The sequence below is a fragment of the Stutzerimonas azotifigens DSM 17556 genome (genome assembly GCF_000425625.1).
Classification (GTDB): Bacteria; Pseudomonadota; Gammaproteobacteria; order Pseudomonadales; family Pseudomonadaceae; genus Stutzerimonas; species Stutzerimonas azotifigens.
In genome coordinates this window covers 19,133-38,672 of sequence record NZ_AUDU01000067.1, presented here as the reverse complement: position 1 = coordinate 38,672, position 19,540 = coordinate 19,133, and the positions used below count along the sequence as shown (strand labels likewise).

The following is a 19,540-nucleotide window of genomic DNA, read 5'->3' as shown; positions in this document are numbered from 1 at the left end:
TTGCAGGGTGGCGATGTCGAACGTGCGCTTGGCGATATCGATGCCGATGACGCGGGGCATGGAAACTCCTTCTATTGATCCAACGATCATCACTGCACTCGGCTCAACCTTGTGGATGCGAGCTCTCGCCAGCGGCGGGCTCTGGATACCGTTCGAGCTTCAAGAGTGAGTGTGGAAGGCCGGAGCAGTATCTACTTCACAGGCTCAGGGCCTCAGGGTGGGCACGGCTTCCTGACCTTCCCCCGATGATCAGTCGGGAACTATCACCCCGGATGGCGTGGTAGTCGAGATACAAGGGTGGGCTTCAGCCCACCGTCCACCGGCGACATGCACCGCTCCGGTCACGCCAGCGCGCAGGCGCGAGCAGGCCGCGCCCTGCCTTTTCCCTTCTCCCTCCGGGAGAAGGCGGCCCGCAGGGGCGGATGAGGGAGGCCTTGCACGCCATCCCTCACTCGATCACTCGCGCGCCTGCTCCCAGGACTTGATCAGCTCGTCGTAGCTCACCGTCTCGCCCTGCGGCTTTTCGTTTTCCAGCTTCGGCTTGGGTGCGCCGGGCTGGTCGAGCCAGTACTGCGGGTCGCGCGGCTCGTTCATCTTCGGGCCGCACTTGGCGCCGGCCATGGCCCGTTCCAGACGCGCCATCATGTTGTCCTGGGCCTCGGCCAGGCCGTCGAGCGCTTCCTGCGGGGTCTTGTCGCCGCTCGCGGCCTCGGCGATGTACTGCCACCACAGCTGCGCCAGGCGCGGGTAGTCGGGGACGTTGGTGCCGGTCGGCGACCACTGCACGCGCGCCGGGCTGCGGTAGAACTCCACCAGCCCGCCGAGCTTGGGTGCGGCCTCGGTCATGGCGTCGGACTCGATGTCGGACTCGCGGATCGGCGTCAGGCCGACCAGGGTCTTCTTCAGCGAAACCGTCTTGCTGGTGACGAACTGCGCGTACAGCCAGGCGGCCAGGCGGCGGTCCTCGGGGGTCGAGTCGAGGAAGGTCCAGGCGCCGGTGTCCTGGTAGCCGAGCTTCATGCCTTCCTCCCAGTAAGGGCCCTTGGGCGAGGGCGCCATGCGCCACTTCGGCGTGCCGTCCTCGTTGACCACCGGCAGGCCGGGCTTGGTCATGTCGGCGGTGAAGGCGGTGTACCAGAAGATCTGCTGGGCGATGTTGCCCTGTGCCGGCACCGGCCCGGACTCGGAGAAGGTCATGCCCTGGGCTTCGCGAGGGGCATACTGGCGCATCCAGTCGACGTACTTCTGGGTGGCGAACACCGCCGCCGGGGCGTTGGTGGCGCCGCCGCGGGCCATGCTCGAGCCGACCGGCCGGCAGTCCTCGACGCGGATGCCCCATTCGTCCACCGGCAGGCCGTTGGGCAGGCCCTTGTCGCCGCCGCCGGCCATGGAGAACCAGGCGTCGGTGAAGCGCCAGCCGAGCGAGGGGTCCTTCTTGCCGTAGTCCATGTGGCCGTAGACGCGCTGGCCGTCGATTTCCTTGACGTGCTCGGTGAAGAACTGGGCGATGTCCTCGTAGGCCGACCAGTTCACCGGCACGCCGAGCTCGTAGCCGTAGATGTCCTTGAACTGCTTCTTCAGCTCCGGCCGCTCGAACCAGTCGGCGCGGAACCAGTAGAGGTTGGCGAACTGCTGGTCGGGCAGCTGGTAGACCTTGCCGTCCGGGCCGGTGGTGAAGGACAGGCCGATGAAGTCCTTCAGGTCCAGGGTCGGCGAGGTGTAGTCCTTGCCCTCGTTCTCGATCATGTCGCTGATCGCTATCGCCTTGCCGTAGCGGAAGTGCGTGCCGATCAGGTCGGAGTCGTTGACGTAGCCGTCGTAGATGTTCTTGCCCGACTGCATCTGCGTCTGCAGCTTCTCGACCACGTCGCCTTCCTGCATCAGGTCGTGGCGCAGGCGGATGCCGGTGATCTCGCTGAAGGCCCGGGCCAGCACCTTGGACTCGTACTCGTGGGTGGTGATGGTTTCGGAGACCACGTTGATGTCCATGCCGCGGAACCGCTCGGCGGCCTTGATGAACCAGCGCAGCTCTTCCATCTGCTGCTCGGGCGTGAGGGTCGAGGGGCTGAACTCGGACTCGATCCACTTCTTCGCCGCGTCCTCGTAGGCGTCGGCCCAGGCCGTGCCGGACAGACCGGATAGCGCCAGCAGGGCGAGCAACGCCATGCCCGGTCGGTTCTTGTTGTTGTTCTCGAACATAGACACCTCCATTGGGGTCGGGGAGAGGGGGCGGCGCGCGGCTCAGCCCCAGCGCATCACGGCCGACAGCCAGACGACGGACAGCGCGGTCGCTGTCCAGATGCTCCAGTCGGTCAGGCCTATCACCATCAGGTGCCAGTAGGCGCTGCCCAGAAGGCCGATGAAGAGGCGGTCGCCGCGGGTGGTGGCGATCGGCAGCAGGCCGCGGCGCGGCACGCTCGGCGCGCGCAGCTCCCAGGCCGTCATGCCTGCCAGCAGCACGGCGATGAAGGTGAAGAACAGCGCCGTCGGGGTGGTCCAGGCCATCCAGCTCATGGCGTGCTCCTCATACCCGGCCGAGGGCGAAGCCCTTGGCCACGTGGTTGCGGACGAACCAGATCACCAGCATGCCCGGCAGGATGGTCAGCACCCCGGCGGCGGCCAGCACGCCCCAGTCGATGCCCGAGGCGGACACGGTGCGGGTCATCACCGAGACGATCGGCTTGGCGTCCACCGAGGTCAGGGTGCGCGCCAGCAGCAGCTCGACCCAGCTGAACATGAAGCAGAAGAAGGCGGTCACGCCGATCCCCGAGCGGATCAGCGGCAGGAAGATGCCGAGGAAGAATCGGGGGAAGCTGTAGCCGTCGATGTAGGCCGTCTCGTCGATTTCCTTTGGCACCCCGGACATGAAGCCCTCGAGGATCCACACCGCCAGCGGCACGTTGAACAGGCAGTGCGCCAGCGCCACGGCGATATGGGTGTCGAACAGGCCGATCGACGAATACAGCTGGAAGAACGGCAGCAGGAACACCGCCGGCGGCGCCATGCGGTTGGTCAGCAGCCAGAAGAACAGGTGCCTGTCGCCGAGAAAGCGGTAGCGCGAGAAGGCGTAGGCCGCCGGCAGCGCCACGCTGAGCGAGATCGCGGTGTTCAGGCACACGTAGTACAGCGAGTTGAGGTAGCCGCCGTACCAGGCGGGGTCGGTGAAGATCACCCGGTAGTTGTCGAGAGTGAAATCGCGCGGCCACAGCGTCAGCCCGCCGAGGATCTCGGTGTTGCTCTTGAACGACATGTTCAGCAGCCAGTAGATCGGCACCAGCAGGAACGCGACGAAGACGATCAGCACCACGAGTTTGCGAGCGTGCATGGCGGGCCTCAGCGGGTCTGGTCGTTGTGCGTCATGGCCGTGTAGAACAGCCAGGACACCAGCAGGATGATCAGGAAGTAGATCAGCGAGAAGGCCGCCGCCGGGCCGAGGTCGAACTGGCCGACGGCCATCTTGGTCAGCGTCTGGCTGAGGAAGGTGGTGGCGTTGCCCGGGCCGCCGCCGGTGAGCACGAAGGGCTCGGTGTAGATCATGAAGCTGTCCATGAAGCGCAGCATCACGGCGATCAAGAGCACGCTCTTGAGCTTGGGCAGCTGGATGTAGCGGAACACCGCCCAGTTCGAGGCGCGGTCGATGCGCGCGGCCTGGTAGTAGACGTCCGGGATCGCGCGCAGCCCCGAGTAGCACAGCAGCGCCACCAGCGAGGTCCAGTGCCAGACGTCCATCACCAGCACCGTGACCCAGGCGTCCAGCGTGTTGGAGGCATAGTTGTAGCTCACGCCCGCCGCGTTCAGCGTCCAGCCCAGCAGGCCGATGTCGGCGCGGCCGAAGATCTGCCAGATGGTGCCGACCACGTTCCACGGGATCAGCAGCGGGATGGCCAGCACGATCAGGCACAGCGAGGCCCAGCGGCCGCGGGTCGGCATGCACAGCGCCACGGCGATGCCCAGCGGGATCTCGATGGCCAGCACGCAGGCGGAGAAGACGAACTGGCGCAGCAGCGAGTCGTGCAGGCGCGGGTCCTGCAGCACCTGGCGGTACCAGTCGGCACCGACGAAGAAGCGCGTGCTCGGGTCGAAGATGTCCTGCACCGAGTAGTTGACCACCGTCATCATAGGCAGGATGGCGCTGAAGGCCACCAGCGCGAACACCGGCAGCACCAGCCACCAGGCGTGGTTGTTCGGCACCTTGTTCATGCGTCGGCCTCCACCAGGTGGTCGTCGGCGTAGAGCAGCGTCCAGGGCGCCGGGAAGGTCACGTAGGCGCGCCCCTCGGGGACCGGCTGCTCCTCCGGCAGGCGCGCCTTGAAGATGGCGCCCTCGAGGCGGAAGGCGAGGATCTTGTAGGTGCCCAGGTCCTCAGCGTGCAGCACCTCCACCGGCCAGGCGTCGGCCCCCGGCTCGCTGCGCAGGTGGACGAACTCCGGGCGGATGCCGAGTTGCAGGCGGCTGCCGGCCAGCGCCGGCAGCCGCGCGGCGATCGGCCCCGGCAGTGCCACGCGGATGTCGCCCAGGCGCACGGCGTCGCCGTCGGTCCGCACCTCGGCCAGGTTCATCCCCGGACTGCCGATGAAGAAACCGACGAAGGTGTGCCGCGGTCGCTCGAACAGTTCGCGCGGGGTGCCGAACTGGACGATCTGCCCGGCATACATCACCGCGATCTTGTCGGCGAAGGTGGAGGCCTCCAGCTGGTCGTGGGTGACGTAGACCATGGTCAGGTTGAACTGCTCGTGGATCTGCTTGAGCTTGCGCCGCAGCTTCCACTTCAGGTGCGGGTCGATCACCGTCAGCGGCTCGTCGAAGAGGATCGCCGAGACATCGTCGCGCACCAGCCCGCGCCCCATGGAGACCTTCTGCTTCTCGTCGGCGGTCAGGTTGCGCGCCTTGCGCTGCAGCAGCGGCTCGAGGTCCAGCACCTCGGCGATCTCGCGCACCTTGCGCCCGACCCGCTCCTCCGGCAGGCCCTGGTTGCGCAGCGGGAAGGCCAGGTTGTCGAACACCGTCATGGTGTCGTAGACGACCGGGAACTGGAAAACCTGGGCGATGTTGCGCTGCTCGGGGCTGAGGTCGTTGACCGGGCGGCCGTCGAACAGCACCTGGCCCTCGGAGGGCTCCAGCAGCCCGGAAATGATGTTCAGCAGGGTCGACTTGCCGCAGCCCGAGGGGCCGAGCAGGGCGTAGGCGCCGCCCTGTTCCCAGACGTGGTCCATGGCGCGGATCGCGTAGTCCCCGGCGTCGCGTGGCTGGCGCTGGTAGCTGTGGGCCAGTTGCTGCAGGCGGATCTCGGCCATGGCGGGTCCTCAGAGGCGCCGGCCCGGCGCGCGGACCAGCTGGCCGTCGGCACCGAAGGCGAACAGCTTGTGAGTGGGCAGGTAGACGCGAATCGGCGCGTCCACCGGGTAGTCGTGCACGCCCTGCAGGTGCAGCACCAGGGCGAAGCGGCCGTTGCGCACGTGCAGGAAGGTTTCCGAGCCGCTGATCTCGGCCAGCTCGACCACGCCCGAGACCTCCAGGTCGTCGTCGTTGCCGGGCACCAGGCCGATGTGGCTCGGGCGCACGCCAAAGCGGTAGGCGCCGGGCGCCAGCTGCGCGAGGTCGGCGTTGAGCGGCACCTGCAGGTCCTCGGCGAGCGCCACCTCGCCGTCGGCCACGCGGCCGTCGATGAGGTTGATCGGCGGCTCGGAGAACAGCTCGGCGGCCAGCACCTGCTGCGGCCGGTGGTAGACATCGGCGGTCGGCCCGCTCTGGATCACCCGGCCCTCGTGGAGGATGGTCGCGGTGCCGCCGAGCGCCAGTGCCTCGTTCGGCTCGGTGGTGGCGTACACGGCGATGCTGCGCCGCGCGCGGAACAGCTCGCGCATCTCCTGGCGCAGTTCCTCGCGCAGCTTGTAGTCGAGGTTGACCAGCGGCTCGTCGAACAGCACCAGCTCGGCGTCCTTGACCAGCGCGCGGGCCATCGCCGTGCGCTGCTGCTGGCCGCCGGAGAGTTCCAGCGGGTAGCGCCCGAGAAAGCCCTCGATGTGCAGCATCTCGGCGGTCTCGCGCACGCGGCGGTCGATCTCCGCGCGGCCGGTGCCGGCCTGGCGCAGCGGCGAGGCGATGTTGTCGTAGACGCTCAGCGTCGGGTAGTTGATGAACTGCTGGTAGACCATCGACACGTTGCGCTTGCGCACCGGCACGCCGGTGACGTCCGCCCCGTTCATCAGCAGGCGCCCACGGCTGGGCTTGTCGAGCCCGGCCATCAGCCGCATCAGCGAGGTCTTGCCGGACAGCGTGCGGCCGATGAGCACGTTGAACGAGCCCGGCTCGAACTGCAGGCAGGCGTCCTCGATGTGCACCTGCCTGTCGACGACCCGCGAGACGTGTTCCAGCGTGAGCGACATGACGCTTCCTTCCGCTTGGCATGCCGTTCGTCATTGCGCGTTCCGTGCCATGGCTCCGGTGAATCGATGCAAGCCCTTGAACGAAGAAGAGAAAAACGCCTGCGCGGGCGATTGCCGAGCGGGCCGTCGCGGCCGTGCCTTGTTGAAAATGAACGAAGATGAACAAAACTGAACGTTCAGGCTGAACAGCGTCGTAGCGGCTGTTCAGGCGCGCAGGCGGTCCCGCAGCACGCCGATAACAAGAACAACAACGCTGGAAGGAAAGATAGGAGGGCGCCATGCCCGAGCCTGCCAAGGCGACCTCGCACGAGGCGCTGGTACGCGATTCCTGGAGCCGCTGCGTCGACTACGGCCTGACCCACGGCAGCCTGCCGCGCTTCGACCGCCCCGGCGCCGGCGAGCTCTCCATCCTGCTGGAAAGCCAGCAGGCGCTGGTCGGCACCACCCAGCGCGAGGTGCTGCCCTACTACGAGAACATCCTCGCCAATTCCAACTGCCTGATCATGCTGGCCGACAGCCAGGGGCGGCTGCTGCAGTCCTGGGGCGACTGCCGCTTCATCGCGCCCGCCCAGGCCGGCGGCTTCGCCCCCGGCGCCAGCTGGGCCGAGCGCGGCATCGGCACCAACGCCATCGGCACCGTGCTGGCCTGCGGCGAGGCGGTGCACATCCAGCGCGACGAGCACTTCCTCCAGGCCAACCGTTTCATGGCCGGCGCCGCCTCGCCGCTGTACGACGCCGAGCGCCGGCTGATCGGCGTGCTCGACGTATCCAGCGACAGCTACCTGCCGCCGGCGCACACCCTCGGCATGGTCCGGGTGATGAGCCAGGCGGTGGAGAACCGGCTGATCCTCAACCTGTTCCGCGACCGCTACTTCCAGCTCGCCTTCAGCACCAGCCAGGACAGCCTCGACAGCCAGTGGGCCGGGCTGCTGGTGTTCGACGACGGCGGCCTGGTGGTCTCGGCCAACCGCCGGGCCGACAGCCTGCTCGGGGTCAGCCTGGCGCGGGCCAGCCTGACCGCGCTGTTCGACCTGTCGCTGGCGCAGCTGCTGGACCAGCCCGAGGGTCGGCCATTCATCCTGCGCACCGCCGGGCGCCTGCGCTTCCACGGCCTGATAACCCGGCCGCGGCGGCAGCCGGTGGGCAAGGCCTGCCCGGCGTCCGCGGAGGCACTGGAGCTGGCCGCTCTCGACCTCGGCGACCCGCGCGTACGCAAGGCGCTGCGCCAGGCCGAGCGCATGCTCGAGCGCGACATTCCGATCCTCGTGCAGGGCGAGACCGGGGTCGGCAAGGAGGTGCTGGTCAAGGCGCTGCACCGCGCCAGCCCACGGGCCGCGGGGCCGCTGGTGGCGGTCAACTGCGCGGCGATCCCGGCCGAACTGGTGGAAGCCGAGCTGTTCGGCTACGAGAAGGGCGCCTTCACCGGCGCCAATCCCAAGGGCAGCGTCGGGCTGATCCGCAAGGCCGACCAGGGCATCCTCTTCCTCGACGAGGTCGGCGACATGCCGCCCGGCGTGCAGGCGCGGCTGCTGCGCGTGTTGCAGGAGCGCCAGGTGCAACCGCTGGGCGGCGGCGACGCCAGCCCGGTGGACATCCAGCTGATCTCGGCGACCAACCGCCCGCTGCGCGAGGACGTCGAGGCCGGGCGTTTCCGCCGTGACCTCTACTACCGCATCGCCGGGCTGCCGATCAGCCTGCCGCCGCTGCGCGAGCGGCAGGACAAGGCCGCGCTGTTCCAGCGCGTGCTGGCCATGCACCGCGAGCCGCACCAGCCGGAGCGGCTCGGCGACGAGGTGCTGGCACTGTTCGAGCGCCATCCCTGGCCGGGGAACCTGCGCCAGCTCGCCAGCGTGATCCAGGTGGCGCTGGCGCTCGCCGAGGACGGCCCGATCCGCCCGGAGCACCTGCCGGACGACTTCTTCTCCGATCTCGAACGGCCGGTCGGCACGGCGGCTGCCGGGCCGGCGCCGGTCACCGACCTGGTGCGCCTGAGCGGCGACCTGCAGGCGCAACTGGCGGCCTGCAGCGGCAACCTCTCGCACCTGGCCCGCCAGCTCGGGGTCAGCCGCAACACCCTTTACAAGCGTCTGCGCGAACAGGGCCTGGCGCGCGGCTGAGCCTGCGCGGCAAGCGTGACCGGGTCGCTTTTGCGCACCGAATCCCGACGATTCGGCGAACTTGGCCGCCCCACCGACATCCCAAGAAAAGAACAAGCGTGCGAGGCTGGCCACTGGCCGGTACCAACCCTATGATCTGTGCGGCCGTCGAGGCCCACGTAGACAGGTTCCTGCTTTTGCCAACGAGACACGATTCATCTGTATTGGTCCGTGCCATCAGGCGCCTGCCCGATTACCGACGCTGGCCGATTGTCCTGCGTTGCGGGCTTGCAGTGATCTTCGTGCTGTTCGCTGCCCTGCTGCGCATGATGATGCCGGTGATGGGCCTGCCCTATCTGCTGTTCGTCCCGCCGCTGATGGTCATTGGTTTCATGCTTGGCTTCGGACCGGGCGTGTTGGCGACGTTCATCATCACGCTGGTTTCGGCCTTTGCCTTCGTCGGCGAACCCTACAGTTTCGATCTGACGCGTGAGCAATGGGTGGCCACCGGCCTGTTCCTGGTGGTGGACCTTGTCATCGTCGCGGTCTGCGTCGCGCTGCGCCAGAGCCTGGACCAGTTCCAGGCGCTGGCGCGCCAGCTGGAGCAGCGCGTCGAGGAGCGCACCCGCGAGCGCGACCAGATCTGGCAGGCCTCGCCGGACCTGCTCTGCACGCGCACCCTCGACGGCCGCTTCATCAGCCTCAACCCGGCCTGGGAGCGGCTGCTTGGCTGGACCACCGCCGACCTGCGCTGGCGCCCCTTCACCGACTTCGTGCACCCGGACGATCTGGAGCGCACCCGCGAGGGCTTCGCCTCGCTGACCGTCGACAGCCCCGCGCTCGGCTTCGAGAACCGCTACCGCCACCGCGACGGCAGCTACCGCTGGCTGTCCTGGAACAGCGCGCTGCGCGACGGCAAGGTGTATTCCACCGGGCGCGACATCACCGCGCTCAAGGAGCAGTCCGACGTCCTGCGCCAGACCGAGGAGCTGCTGCGACACAGCCAGAAGATGGAGGCCGTCGGTCAGCTCACCGGCGGCCTGGCACACGACTTCAACAACCTGCTGACCGGCATCACCGGCAGCCTGCAGCTGGTGCAGACGCGCCTGGCACAGGGCCGCGGCGAGGACGTCGACCGCTACATCCAGACCGCGCTGACCGCCGCCAGCCGCGCCGCCTCGCTCACCCATCGGCTGCTGGCGTTCTCCCGCCGGCAGACCCTCGATCCGCGGCCGACCCGGGCCAACGAGCTGATCGAAGGCATGCTCGACCTGATCGAGCGCACGGTCGGGCCGCAGGTCGCCCTGCGCACCCGCCTGCCGGAGGACGTGTGGATCGCACGCTGCGACCCGCACCAGCTGGAAAGCGCGCTGCTCAACCTGTGCATCAACGCCCGCGACGCCATGCCCGACGGCGGCGAGCTGACCATCACCGCCACCAACCTGCCGCTCGACGAATCCGGGGCGCGCCGCGAAGGGCTGCGCCCGGGCGACTACATCGCGGTGGCGGTCACCGACACCGGCACCGGCATGCCCCCCGAAGTGGCGGCGCGGGCATTCGACCCCTTCTTCACCACCAAGCCCACCGGCATGGGCACCGGCCTGGGCCTGTCGATGATCTACGGTTTCGCCCAGCAGTCCGGCGGCAAGGCGCAGATCCATTCGGTGGACGGGCACGGCACCACCGTGCGCCTGCTGCTGCCGCGCCATCTGGGGCCGATCGAGGCGGACCCGGAACCGGCCCGGGAAGAGCCGTCGGCGGCCAGCGTCAGCGGGCATACCGTGCTGGTGGTGGACGACGAGCCGCTGGTGCGCCTGCTCATCCTCGAGGTGCTCGGCGAACTCGGCTACGCGACGCTGGAAGCGGCCGATGGCGCCAGCGGGCTGGAGATCCTGCAGTCCGACGCGCCGATCGACCTGATGATCACCGACGTCGGCCTGCCGGGCGGGATGAACGGGCGCCAGCTCGCCGATGCCGCGCGCCAGGTGCGTCCGGCGCTGAAGGTGCTGTACATCACCGGCTATGCGGAAAGCACGGCGATCGGCGAACAGGACCTCGGTCCGGATCGCCACCTGATGACCAAGCCCTTCTCGATGGACGCCCTGGCGGCGCGCATCGAGGCGATCGTGCTCGGCCGCGAGGGCTGAGCACGCGCCGGAGCGTTAGTGCGCGGCCGGCTGCCCCGGAGCGCGCCGCCATCGCCAGCGGGTCGTGCCCGGCTGCTGCAGCCAGGGTGTCAGCAGGCGGGTCGACAGCGGGATGAACAGGTAGGCCATCAGCGGCGTCAGCACCAGCGTGCTGAGCAGCACCGCGGCGACCAGCGGCAGACGATCGAGGGCGTCGCCGAACAGGGCGTTGAAGCTCAGCGACACCGGGAAGAACGCCAGCCAGATCGCCACGCTCTGCTTCCAGCGCGGCGGCCGGCGTTCGCCGCTGCCGAACCAGCCGTCGATGCCGCGCGCACGGTGCTCGTGCGGCTGGACGAACAGGCCGCGGCCGCGCTGCAGCCAGGCACGCCGCGAGGCCGAGTGCTCCCAGGCCGCGAGCGTCTGCTCGTCGCTGAAGCGGAAGATCATCTGGTATTCGTCGTCGCCGGGTGGCGGGGCCAGTACGCCCGAGCCGAGGTAGCCGGGAAAGTCGGTGGCCAGTTGCTCGCCCTCGTGCAGCCAGGCGAGGAAATCATGGTAGCGGCCATTGCGCACGCGGCGCGCCACCAGCAGGGTGACGGGTTCGGTAGACATCGTGTATCTCCAAAGCACAGGCCATCGCCCGGGTAGGGCTTCGGCATCGCGCAGTCCGGGGTGGTGGGCTGCGGCCATAGTCACGCAAGGATCGTTCCTTGCCCGCGCGAGGCGTAATGCGCCTGCAAGATCAGGGGCTTGCAGGGCGACGAGGCGAGCGGGCGGCGACGATCGTGCACCGGGACGGGGGCCGTTGCACCAAAAGGCGGTGTCCTTTCGAAGCGAGCGCCGAGCCTGAGGCAAGCCCGTGGGTCGCGCAAGAGGGCCAGGAAAATAAAGCGAAACCTTCTGCGCGAAACCCGGACGGCGCCGCCCGGTCTGGATGAACACGACCTACAGACGGGACCTGTTCATGGAACGCCGCACCCTGCTGTCGCTGGGCAGCATCAACGCCGATTTCCAGGTACGCGTCGACGCATCGCCGGGCAGCGCGGAGACGCTGCTCGGCCACGCCTTCGTCCGCCTGTCCGGCGGCAAGGCGAGCAACACCGCCTTCCTCGGTGCCCGCTTCGGCCATTGCAGCCTGCTGCTCGGGCGAGTCGGCGACGACGACCTGGCCGAGCAGGCGCTCGCACCGCTACGCGAGGCTGGGGTCGATGTCTCGGCGGTCGGCCGGGTGCCCGGCCACGCCACCGGCGTGTCGCTGATCATGGTGCCGCCGGACGCGAAGAAGCAGATCGTGCTCGCTACCAACGCCAACGACTGCTGGGACGAGGCGGCCCTCGACGCGCTGCGCCGGGCCGTCGAGCAGGCGCCGCCGCCGGCCTGCCTGGTGCTCGACTACGAGGTGCCGGCCCGTGCGGTGCGCACCGCGGTGCTGGCCGCCGAGCGCTGCGGGATGCCGGTGGTGCTCGACCCCTCGTTCGCCGACCGCGCCGAGCGCGAGCTGTTCGGCAAGCTGCGCGCGCTGGTGCCCAACGCCGCCGAGGGCGGTGCGCTGGCTGGCATCGACATCTCCGACCTGGAGTCGGCCCGCCGCGCCGCACGGCAGTTGCAGCGGGAGGGTGTGCCGCTGGTGGCCCTCAAGCTGTCGGACGGCGGCTGCGTGCTCGCCACCGGCGAGGGCCTCTGGCACCTGCCGGGCGGCGCGGTCGATCCGGTGGACGCCACCGGCGCCGGCGATGCCTTCACCGGCGCGCTGGCCATCGCCCTGCTGGAAGGCGCACCGCCGCTGGAAGCCGCGCTGTGGGGCGTGGCCGCGGCGCAGGCGGCGGTCACCGGCTACGGCTCGCAGCCGGCCTATCCGCAACGCGACGACTTGATGAAGCGGGTCGAGGACCTGCGGTCGAAGGTTCGCCGCTGCGATGACTGACCTGCCGCCGTCGACCGGCCACATCGTCTTCGACCGTTTCGACTGCACCGACGAGCGCCGCCGCGAGGCCCTGTTCGCCCTCGGCAACGGCGTGCTCAGCTGGCGCGCCAGCGCCCCGGAAGCCGCGGCGGCCGGCGGCTCGCACTGCCACTACGGCGGACTGTACCGCGCCGGCTGGTACGACGAGGCGCCGCGCCGGGTGAACGGCCGCGAGGTGCGCATGGCCGCGCTGGTCAACCTGCCCGACCCCTTCGGCCTCAGCCTGTCGCTCGACGACGGCGCCAGCTGGTTCTGCCTGGAGCGGGTGCGCCTGCATCGCTACCGCCAGTGCCTGGACCACGAGCGCGGCCTGCTCACCCGCAGTCTCGACTTCGAGCTGTGCGGCCAGCGAGTGAGCCTCGATGAGGAGCGACTGCTCAGCCTCGCCGAGCCGGACCTGGCGGTACTGCGCTGGCATCTGCGTCTGCCGCCGGGCGTGCGCCGGGTGCGCCTGCGCGCGACCCTCGACGGCGGCGTGGCCGATGCGCTGGTCGAGCGCGACCGCGCCTATGAAGGCCGGCGCCTGCTGGACGTCGGAGGCGAAATCGAGGCCGACGGCCGCGCCGCGCTGAGTGCGCACCTCGCGGATCGCCGCAGGCGCGTGGTGGTGGCCGTGGAAACGCGGCTGCCGGGTCGGGAAGCGGACTGGCGCAGCGAACGCAGCGGGGAGCGGCTGGTGCAGGAGACCGACTGCACGCCGGGAGACGACGGGCAACTGATCGTGGAGAAGCGCGTGCGCGTGCGTGTCGACGACGAACTGCCGGGCACCGACGCCGACGCCCGCCGACTGCTTCTCGAGGCCCTGCCGGCAGCGCGCTACGAGGCCCTGCGGCATGCCCATTGCGCGGCCTGGCAGGCTCTGTGGCCACGGCTGGGGCTGCGCAGCCCGGACGCCGAACTGGAGTGCACCCTGCGCTTTCATGCCTGGCACCTGCTGCAGACCGTGTCGCCGCACAGCCCGGCCAGCGACCAGGGCTTCCCGCCGCGCGGCTGGCAGGAGGGCTACTTCGGCCAGGTGTTCTGGGACGAGATCTTCGTCTACCCGTTTCTCGCCAGCCGCTTCCCCGAGCTGGCGCACGGCCTGCTCGGCTATCGCCACCGGCGCCTCGACGCGGCACGCCGCCTGGCACGCGGGGCCGGTCTGCGCGGGGCGATGTTCCCCTGGCGCAGCGCCGCCAGCGGCCAGGAGGAGACGCCGCCGTTCCAGTTCAACCCGCTGTCCGGCCGCTGGATGCCCGACCATACCGCGTTGCAGCGGCATATCGGCGCGGCCATCGCCTTCGACGCCTGGTCGCTGTGGCTGGCCACCGGCGACCAGGGCCTGCTGGCCGGGCAGGCGGGCGAACTGATCCTCGAGATCGCCCGCTTCTGGGCCAGCCTGGCGCGTCTCGACGCGGCCGGCGAACGCTTCGTCATCTGCGGCGTGATCGGGCCGGACGAGTACCACAACGCCTACCCGGGCGCCGCCGAGCCGGGGCTGGACAACAACGCCTACACCAACCTGATGGCCGCCTGGACGCTATGCCGCGCGCTGGAAGTCCTGCAGCGGCTGCCGCCGGCGGACGCCGAGGCGCTGCGTGCGCGTCTGGGGGTGACCGGCGAGGAGCTGGCGTACTGGGATACGGTCAGCCGCCGCCTCTACCTGCCGCTGAGGGAAGACGGCGTGCTCAGCCAATTCGACGGTTTCGACGCGCTCGCCGAGCCGCCGCCGGACTGGCTGAACGACGGCCGCCCGCGGCTGGACTGGATGCTCGAGGCGCAGCACGACAGCAGCGACAACTACCGGCTGACCAAGCAGGCCGACGTGCTGATGCTGCTGTACCTGTTCACTCCCGAGCAGCTGTGCGAGCTCGCCGCGCGGCTGGGCTACCGCATGAGCGTCGAGGACGTACAGCGCACGGCGCGCCACCACCTGGCCAACGTCACCCACGAATCCAGCCTGTCGCTGGCGGTGTGCGCCGGCGCGCTGGCGCGCGTCGACCCGGACGAATCCTGGCGCCATTTCCACCGCTGTCTGCGCGTCGACCTCGACGCCCCGCCTGGCAGCGGCACCACCGAAGGCGTGCACCTGGGCGCCATGGCCGGCTCGCTCGACGTGCTGCAGCGCCACTACCTGGGCATTCGCCCGACGCCGGACGGCCTGCGGCTCGACCCGGCGCCACCGGCCGCGCTACCCGACGTGACGCTGGCCGTGCAGTTCCGCGGCGCCCGCCTGCGGGTCGCGCTGGAAGGCGAGCGGCTGCGCGTCGAGGCCGACGCCGGCAACCCGCAGCCGTGCCCGATCGCCTACCCGGGCGGCGCGTGCAGGCTGGCGCCGGGGGCGGACATCCAAGTCCCGGTGGTGCGATGATCGCCGGACTCACCGTCGCGCCAGGAGGCCCCATGTCCACGTCCATCCTGATCGTCCCCGGCATCGGCAGCTCCGGTCCGGAACACTGGCAGAGCCGCTGGGAGGCCGCCGACCCGCGGATGCGACGGGTCGAGCAGGCGGACTGGGATCATCCCGACCGCCGGGTCTGGCAAGTGCAGCTGGCGCGGGCGGTCGACGAGGCCGGGCCGGATGTGCTGCTGGTGGCCCACAGCCTAGGCTGCCTGCTGGTGGCGCACTGGGCGGCCGAGACGCGGTTGCCCGTCCGTGGCGCGCTGCTGGTGGCGGTACCGGACCCCGAGGGACCGGCCTTTCCGCCTGAGGCCACCGGCTTCGCCCCGGTGCCGCGCCAGCCCCTGGGATTCGCCAGCCTGGTGGTGGCGAGCGAAGACGACCCCTACGGCAGCCCGGCGCATGCCGAAGGCTGCGCGGCGGCCTGGGGCAGTCGGCTGCTGTCGATCGGGGCGGCCGGCCACATCAACGCCGCCAGCGGCCTGGGCGACTGGCCGCAGGGGTGACGGCTGCTGGCGTCGCTGCTGGAGGGCTAGCCTGGCTTCTGAAGGAGCGAGCGCTGACTGTGAATGCCAACGTGACGCTGGCCGATGCATACCCCACCGGACACGTTTGCGGTCGAGGCCGCTCCCACACAGGCTGTGTGAAAAATACTGCGCTCGGTCATGCTGCGTTGAAAAACAGGCTCGGGCGCGAGTCCGATCAAAATGCTCATTTACCACTTGTAAACTGCGCTTTTTCACCTGTTTTCGCCTTGCCTGACCTTCGCTCGCGACGTCACACGGCCTGCACAGGAGGGCGCCGGATTTCAGGCCTGCGCCAGGCCCTTTGCCCTTCTCCCGCCGGGAGAAGGTGGCCCGCAGGGCCGGATGAGGGAGGCGGGATCGCCTTCACCCCAGCCCTCTCCAAGGGAGAGACGATATGGTGCGCTTGCGTAGGGTGCGGCGTGCGGCTTCGGTCATCAATGGGCCAGTCCTGGTGGGCTGAAGCCCACCCTACGACGATCCCCGCATCCGGGGCTCCGGAGAAAGGCGGCGCCGTGGCCAGGCACGATCCAACCGCCGAAGTGATCCGGATGCCCGCGGCGGTCAGGGCTGTCTTCCCATCTCGCCGTTCAGGTCCGCCTGCACGATCTCGATCCAGTAGCCGTCCGGATCGCTGATGAAGGCGATGTTCTTCATGCCCTTGTCCAGCCGCTTGACAAAGGTGACGCCCAGCGATTCGAAGCGCTCGCAGGCGGCGACCACGTCCGGCACGGAGAAGCAGATGTGGCCGAAGCCGCGCGGTTCGCTGTTGCCGTTGTGGTACTGGCTGTCGTCGCTTTCGCTACCCCAGTTGTGGGTCAGCTCCAGCACGCTCTGGCGGCCGAAGGTGTAGCGCTGCCGTTCGGCGACGTCCTCGGGGACGTTTTCGCCGCGGGTCATGGCGAGGAAATAGAGCGAGAACTTCCCTTCCTCGAAGTCCAGCCGGCGCAGCAGGCGCATGCCGAGCACGCGGGTGTAGAAATCCAGCGAACGCTCCGGGTCCTTCACCCGCAGCATGGTGTGGTTGAACACGTAGGCCTGGGTGGCGGCGTCCGGCTGCTGGCAGACGCCGGCCTGGGTCTCGGTGTTGAAGCTCATGCGTGTCTCCGCGGCTGTGAACGTGGGCCGGCAGTGTAGCCGCGGGTGGCGCGTGGGCGGGTAGCAGCCCGGTACTACGGGTTCAGGCCTCGGCGACCCGGGCGGCGCGGCTCGCCGGCGCGCGCCGCCCCATGCCGATGAAGTCCAGCGCCTGGGCCGACTGGCGGCCGTGGGTGAGGTGCACGGTGCAGACCACCCGCAGCAGCGAGGCGAGGTTGTGCACTTCGCCGCGGCGCAGCAGCACCTCGCCGTACAGCTGGTTGATGAACTGGGGCACGCCGTAGCCTTCGCCGGCGGCGATCTCCTCGAGGATGCTCCAGAACTCGTTCTCCAGGCGCACGCTGGTCACGGCGCCCTGCAGGCGGATCGAACGGGTTTGCGAGTCGTACAGGGACGGGTCGGTGGATGCGTAGAGGTTGCACATGGCGGGCTCCATCGTCTTGGCTGCGCTCTCCGGCGTGGCCTTGTTATTTGCACTGTAACTGGCCGACGCGGCCGCGCATGGCGGCCGCCTGTGTTCGACCATAGCCGGCGAGGCGAAATTCACCAAGCCGTCACGTAGTACGTCAGTGTTACCCGCCCGAACGCACGCCTGCCTAGGATGAGGGCATGGCGGCCCGTCCCGGCTGCCGACAAGAACAACAAGAGGAGATAAATTCCATGGGCGATCTCGCGTTCGATCGCCGTCGCTTCCTCAGGGGAGCGGGCGGCCTGCTGATGGGTACCCTGCTGTTCACTTCCGGCCCGGTCGCGCTGCTGGCGCCGAGCCGCAGTTGGGCGCTGGAGCTCAACACCCTGAGCAGCGAGGAGGGCGCGCGGCTGCTGGCGATGATCCGCCGCCTCTATCCCCACGATCGCATGGAAGATGCGGTCTACGCCCTGACGGTCAAGGACCTGGACAGCAAGGCCTCGACCGACCCGGGGCTGGCCGACCTGCTGCACCAGGGCCTGGCCGAGCTGGATCGGCGGGCCGGCGGAAACTGGCTGGAGGCCGGCGAGGCCGAGCAGCAGGCGATCCTCGAGGCGCTGCAGGACGGCCCCTTCTTCACCCAGGTGCGCAGCACCGCCATCACCTCGCTCTACAGCAACGAGCTGGCCTACCACCACTTCGGCTACGAGGGCGCGTCCTTTCCCAAGGGCGGCTACCTGCACCGCGGTTTCAACGACCTGACCTGGCTGCCGAATCCACCGGCCGACGCCAGCCCGGTCCCCTTCGCCTGAGGAGCCCGCTCATGACGACCTATCCGCATGACGACGACTCGGTGGTGGTGATCATCGGCTCCGGGGCCGGCGGCGGCACCCTGGCCAACGAGCTGTGCCAGAAGGGCGTGCCTGTGGTGCTGCTGGAGGCCGGGGCGCGGCAGTCGCCGGCCACCTTCATCAACGACGAGTGGCCCTCCTTCAATCAGCTGGCCTGGAGCGACACCCGCACCACCTCTGGCAGCTGGCGCATCGCCCGGGACTTTCCCAACCTGCCGGCGTGGATCTGCAAGACCGTCGGCGGCACCACCACGCACTGGGCCGGTGCCAGCCTGCGTCTGCAGGAGCACGAATTCCGTGCCCGCGACACCTACGGGCAGATCGACGACGCCGAGCTGCTCGACTGGCCGATCACCCTGGCCGACCTGGAACCCTACTACGCCCGCGCCGAAGACAAGATGGGCGTGACCCGCACCAACGACATCCCCGGCCTGCCCGGCAACAACAACTTCAAGGTGATGTACGCCGGTGCGCGGAAGCTCGGCTACCAGCACTGCTCCACCGGGCGCATGGCGATCAACAGCCGCCCGCGCGACGGTCGCGCGGGTTGTCAGCAGCTGGGCTTCTGCTTCCAGGGCTGCAAGATGGGCGCGAAGTGGTCGACGCTCTATACCGAGATTCCGGCCGCGGAGGCGACCGGCAAGCTGGAGTTGCGCGCGCAGAGCCAGGTGATCCGCATCGAGCATGACCCCCGCGGGCGCGCCAGCGCGGTGGTCTACGCTGACGCCGATGGCCGGCTGCAACGGCAGAGGGCACGGCTGGTGGCGGTCGCCGGCAACGCCATCGAGACGCCGCGGCTGCTGCTCAACAGTCATTCCAGCCTGTTCCCGCATGGCCTGGGCAACGGCTCGGGGATGGTCGGCCGGCACTACATGCGCCATACCACCGGCTCGGTCTATGCCGAGTTCGAGGAGCCGGTGCACTTCTACCGCGGCACCATCATGGCCGGCATCGTCAGCGACGAGGTCGGGCACAGGCCCGAGCGTGGCTTCGCCGGCGGCTACGAGATGGAAACGATCTCCCTCGGCCTGCCGTTCATGGCCGCCTTCTTCAATCCCGGTGCCTGGGGGCGCGATTTCACCCAGGTGATGGACGCCTACACGCACCTGGCCGGCCTGTGGATCGTCGGCGAGGACATGCCGCGGGCGAGCAACCGCATCACCCTCGACGACGAGGTCGAGGACGCCTTCGGCATGCCGGTGGCCCACGTCCACTACGACGACCACCCCAACGACGAAGCGATGCGCGAGCACGCGTTCCGCCAGGGCGAGGCGCTGTACCAGGCAGTGGGGGCGCGCAAGGTGCACCGGGTGCCGCCCTATCCCTCTACGCACAACCTGGGCACCTGCCGGATGAGCGCCAAGGCCGCCGACGGCGTGTGCAACGGCTACGGGCAGAGCCACGAGGTGCCTAACCTGTTCATCTCCGATGGCAGCCAGTTCACCACCAGCGCGGCGGAAAACCCGACGCTGACCATCGTCAGCCTGGCGATCCGGCAGGCCGATTACATCGCCGAGCAGCTGCGTACCCGGGCCGTGTGACGACGGGCAAAACGTAGGAGCGAGCTTGCTCGCGAATCGGCCGAACGGCGTTCGCGAGCAAGCTCGCTCCTACGAAGTCCGATGGACTGGTCGGCCGGTGGGCTTCAGCCCACCATTGACATCGCCTTCAATCGCGTTGCTGGTGGGCTGAAGCCCACCCTAC

Annotated in this window: 17 protein-coding genes; 8 read left to right on the top strand and 9 right to left on the bottom strand. The window is 69.2% G+C overall.

From position 1 onward, the window contains the following. Positions 1 to 456: 456 nt before the first annotated feature. Genes H610_RS0107115 through H610_RS0107090 form a run of 6 tightly spaced genes read right to left on the bottom strand, consistent with a single transcriptional unit; the run spans position 457 to position 6,386 of the window. On the bottom strand, positions 457 to 2,199 hold the full coding sequence (locus tag H610_RS0107115; protein ID WP_028239036.1) for an ABC transporter substrate-binding protein: 1,743 nt from the start codon (positions 2,197 to 2,199) through the stop codon (positions 457 to 459). A gap of 42 nt (positions 2,200 to 2,241) precedes the next feature. Further along, positions 2,242 to 2,514: a DUF2160 domain-containing protein gene (locus H610_RS0107110; RefSeq protein WP_028239035.1), complete on the bottom strand. Its 273-nt coding sequence runs from the start codon at positions 2,512 to 2,514 to the stop codon at positions 2,242 to 2,244. A 10-nt stretch (positions 2,515 to 2,524) separates the two neighbouring features. Then, the gene (locus H610_RS0107105; protein ID WP_028239034.1) at positions 2,525 to 3,325 is read right to left on the bottom strand and encodes a carbohydrate ABC transporter permease; all 801 of its coding nucleotides are present in this window, start codon (positions 3,323 to 3,325) and stop codon (positions 2,525 to 2,527) included. An 8-nt stretch (positions 3,326 to 3,333) separates the two neighbouring features. After that, on the bottom strand, positions 3,334 to 4,200 hold the full coding sequence (locus H610_RS0107100; protein WP_028239033.1) for a carbohydrate ABC transporter permease: 867 nt from the start codon (positions 4,198 to 4,200) through the stop codon (positions 3,334 to 3,336). Next, a complete protein-coding gene (locus H610_RS0107095) occupies positions 4,197 to 5,294 on the bottom strand; it encodes an ABC transporter ATP-binding protein (RefSeq protein WP_028239032.1) in 1,098 nt (365 codons plus the stop codon). The genes H610_RS0107100 and H610_RS0107095 overlap by 4 nt, the downstream gene beginning before the upstream one ends. Before the next feature lie 9 nt (positions 5,295 to 5,303). Continuing rightward, complete coding sequence (locus H610_RS0107090; RefSeq protein WP_028239031.1) at positions 5,304 to 6,386, bottom strand: ABC transporter ATP-binding protein; 1,083 nt, start codon at positions 6,384 to 6,386, stop codon at positions 5,304 to 5,306. Here H610_RS0107090 and H610_RS25365 point away from each other — a divergent pair. The 3 genes from H610_RS25365 to H610_RS0107080 all read left to right on the top strand — a co-directional run bounded on the left by H610_RS25365 (position 6,376) and on the right by H610_RS0107080 (position 10,629). Further along, positions 6,376 to 6,558: a hypothetical protein gene (locus H610_RS25365; protein WP_152529057.1), complete on the top strand. Its 183-nt coding sequence runs from the start codon at positions 6,376 to 6,378 to the stop codon at positions 6,556 to 6,558. The two genes, H610_RS0107090 and H610_RS25365, sit on opposite strands and share 11 nt — an antisense overlap. Before the next feature lie 106 nt (positions 6,559 to 6,664). Next, complete coding sequence (locus H610_RS0107085) at positions 6,665 to 8,503, top strand: sigma-54-dependent Fis family transcriptional regulator (RefSeq protein WP_028239030.1); 1,839 nt, start codon at positions 6,665 to 6,667, stop codon at positions 8,501 to 8,503. Between the two features lie 203 nt (positions 8,504 to 8,706). After that, complete coding sequence (locus tag H610_RS0107080) at positions 8,707 to 10,629, top strand: hybrid sensor histidine kinase/response regulator (RefSeq protein WP_051231561.1); 1,923 nt, start codon at positions 8,707 to 8,709, stop codon at positions 10,627 to 10,629. 15 nt (positions 10,630 to 10,644) lie between these two features. Here the strand turns inward: H610_RS0107080 and H610_RS0107075 are convergent, their stop codons facing one another. Next, positions 10,645 to 11,223, bottom strand: coding sequence for an antibiotic biosynthesis monooxygenase (locus tag H610_RS0107075; protein WP_028239028.1), 579 nt, complete (start codon positions 11,221 to 11,223; stop codon positions 10,645 to 10,647). Positions 11,224 to 11,575: 352 nt separating this feature from the next. Here H610_RS0107075 and H610_RS0107070 point away from each other — a divergent pair, with 352 nt between their 5' ends. The 3 genes from H610_RS0107070 to H610_RS0107060 are packed head-to-tail and all read left to right on the top strand — an operon-like array spanning position 11,576 to position 15,460. Next, a complete protein-coding gene (locus tag H610_RS0107070) occupies positions 11,576 to 12,535 on the top strand; it encodes a PfkB family carbohydrate kinase (RefSeq protein WP_028239027.1) in 960 nt (319 codons plus the stop codon). After that, on the top strand, positions 12,528 to 14,924 hold the full coding sequence (locus H610_RS23415) for a glycosyl hydrolase family 65 protein (RefSeq protein WP_051231559.1): 2,397 nt from the start codon (positions 12,528 to 12,530) through the stop codon (positions 14,922 to 14,924). The genes H610_RS0107070 and H610_RS23415 overlap by 8 nt, the downstream gene beginning before the upstream one ends. 32 nt (positions 14,925 to 14,956) lie before the next feature. Next, complete coding sequence (locus tag H610_RS0107060) at positions 14,957 to 15,460, top strand: RBBP9/YdeN family alpha/beta hydrolase (RefSeq protein WP_028239026.1); 504 nt, start codon at positions 14,957 to 14,959, stop codon at positions 15,458 to 15,460. 582 nt (positions 15,461 to 16,042) lie between these two features. On the opposite strand, the gene gloA is transcribed toward H610_RS0107060, so the two are convergent. Both gloA and H610_RS23410 read right to left on the bottom strand, forming a co-directional pair. Next, positions 16,043 to 16,576: a lactoylglutathione lyase gene (gloA, locus tag H610_RS0107055; RefSeq protein WP_028239025.1), complete on the bottom strand. Its 534-nt coding sequence runs from the start codon at positions 16,574 to 16,576 to the stop codon at positions 16,043 to 16,045. Between the two features lie 82 nt (positions 16,577 to 16,658). Continuing rightward, positions 16,659 to 17,000: a ribbon-helix-helix domain-containing protein gene (locus H610_RS23410; RefSeq protein ID WP_084166390.1), complete on the bottom strand. Its 342-nt coding sequence runs from the start codon at positions 16,998 to 17,000 to the stop codon at positions 16,659 to 16,661. A gap of 236 nt (positions 17,001 to 17,236) precedes the next feature. Here H610_RS23410 and H610_RS0107045 point away from each other — a divergent pair, with 236 nt between their 5' ends. After that, positions 17,237 to 17,797 (top strand): gluconate 2-dehydrogenase subunit 3 family protein, encoded by a 561-nt coding sequence (locus H610_RS0107045; RefSeq protein ID WP_028239024.1) that lies wholly within the window; start codon positions 17,237 to 17,239, stop codon positions 17,795 to 17,797. 11 nt (positions 17,798 to 17,808) lie between these two features. Then, on the top strand, positions 17,809 to 19,377 hold the full coding sequence (locus H610_RS0107040) for a GMC family oxidoreductase (protein ID WP_028239023.1): 1,569 nt from the start codon (positions 17,809 to 17,811) through the stop codon (positions 19,375 to 19,377). The last annotated feature ends 163 nt before the right edge of the window (positions 19,378 to 19,540 follow it).

What these genes read in the sequence shown, in the direction of transcription:
- H610_RS0107115 (WP_028239036.1), bottom strand. Translation starts at nt 2,199, where the DNA reads ATGTTCGAGAACAACAACAAGAACCGACCGGGCATGGCGTTGCTCGCC.
- H610_RS0107110 (WP_028239035.1), bottom strand. Translation starts at nt 2,514, where the DNA reads ATGAGCTGGATGGCCTGGACCACCCCGACGGCGCTGTTCTTCACCTTC.
- H610_RS0107105 (WP_028239034.1), bottom strand. Translation starts at nt 3,325, where the DNA reads ATGCACGCTCGCAAACTCGTGGTGCTGATCGTCTTCGTCGCGTTCCTG.
- H610_RS0107100 (WP_028239033.1), bottom strand. Translation starts at nt 4,200, where the DNA reads ATGAACAAGGTGCCGAACAACCACGCCTGGTGGCTGGTGCTGCCGGTG.
- H610_RS0107095 (WP_028239032.1), bottom strand. Translation starts at nt 5,294, where the DNA reads ATGGCCGAGATCCGCCTGCAGCAACTGGCCCACAGCTACCAGCGCCAG.
- H610_RS0107090 (WP_028239031.1), bottom strand. Translation starts at nt 6,386, where the DNA reads ATGTCGCTCACGCTGGAACACGTCTCGCGGGTCGTCGACAGGCAGGTG.
- H610_RS0107085 (WP_028239030.1), top strand. Translation starts at nt 6,665, where the DNA reads ATGCCCGAGCCTGCCAAGGCGACCTCGCACGAGGCGCTGGTACGCGAT.
- H610_RS0107075 (WP_028239028.1), bottom strand. Translation starts at nt 11,223, where the DNA reads ATGTCTACCGAACCCGTCACCCTGCTGGTGGCGCGCCGCGTGCGCAAT.
- H610_RS0107070 (WP_028239027.1), top strand. Translation starts at nt 11,576, where the DNA reads ATGGAACGCCGCACCCTGCTGTCGCTGGGCAGCATCAACGCCGATTTC.
- H610_RS23415 (WP_051231559.1), top strand. Translation starts at nt 12,528, where the DNA reads ATGACTGACCTGCCGCCGTCGACCGGCCACATCGTCTTCGACCGTTTC.
- H610_RS0107060 (WP_028239026.1), top strand. Translation starts at nt 14,957, where the DNA reads ATGTCCACGTCCATCCTGATCGTCCCCGGCATCGGCAGCTCCGGTCCG.
- gloA (WP_028239025.1), bottom strand. Translation starts at nt 16,576, where the DNA reads ATGAGCTTCAACACCGAGACCCAGGCCGGCGTCTGCCAGCAGCCGGAC.
- H610_RS23410 (WP_084166390.1), bottom strand. Translation starts at nt 17,000, where the DNA reads ATGTGCAACCTCTACGCATCCACCGACCCGTCCCTGTACGACTCGCAA.
- H610_RS0107045 (WP_028239024.1), top strand. Translation starts at nt 17,237, where the DNA reads ATGGGCGATCTCGCGTTCGATCGCCGTCGCTTCCTCAGGGGAGCGGGC.
- H610_RS0107040 (WP_028239023.1), top strand. Translation starts at nt 17,809, where the DNA reads ATGACGACCTATCCGCATGACGACGACTCGGTGGTGGTGATCATCGGC.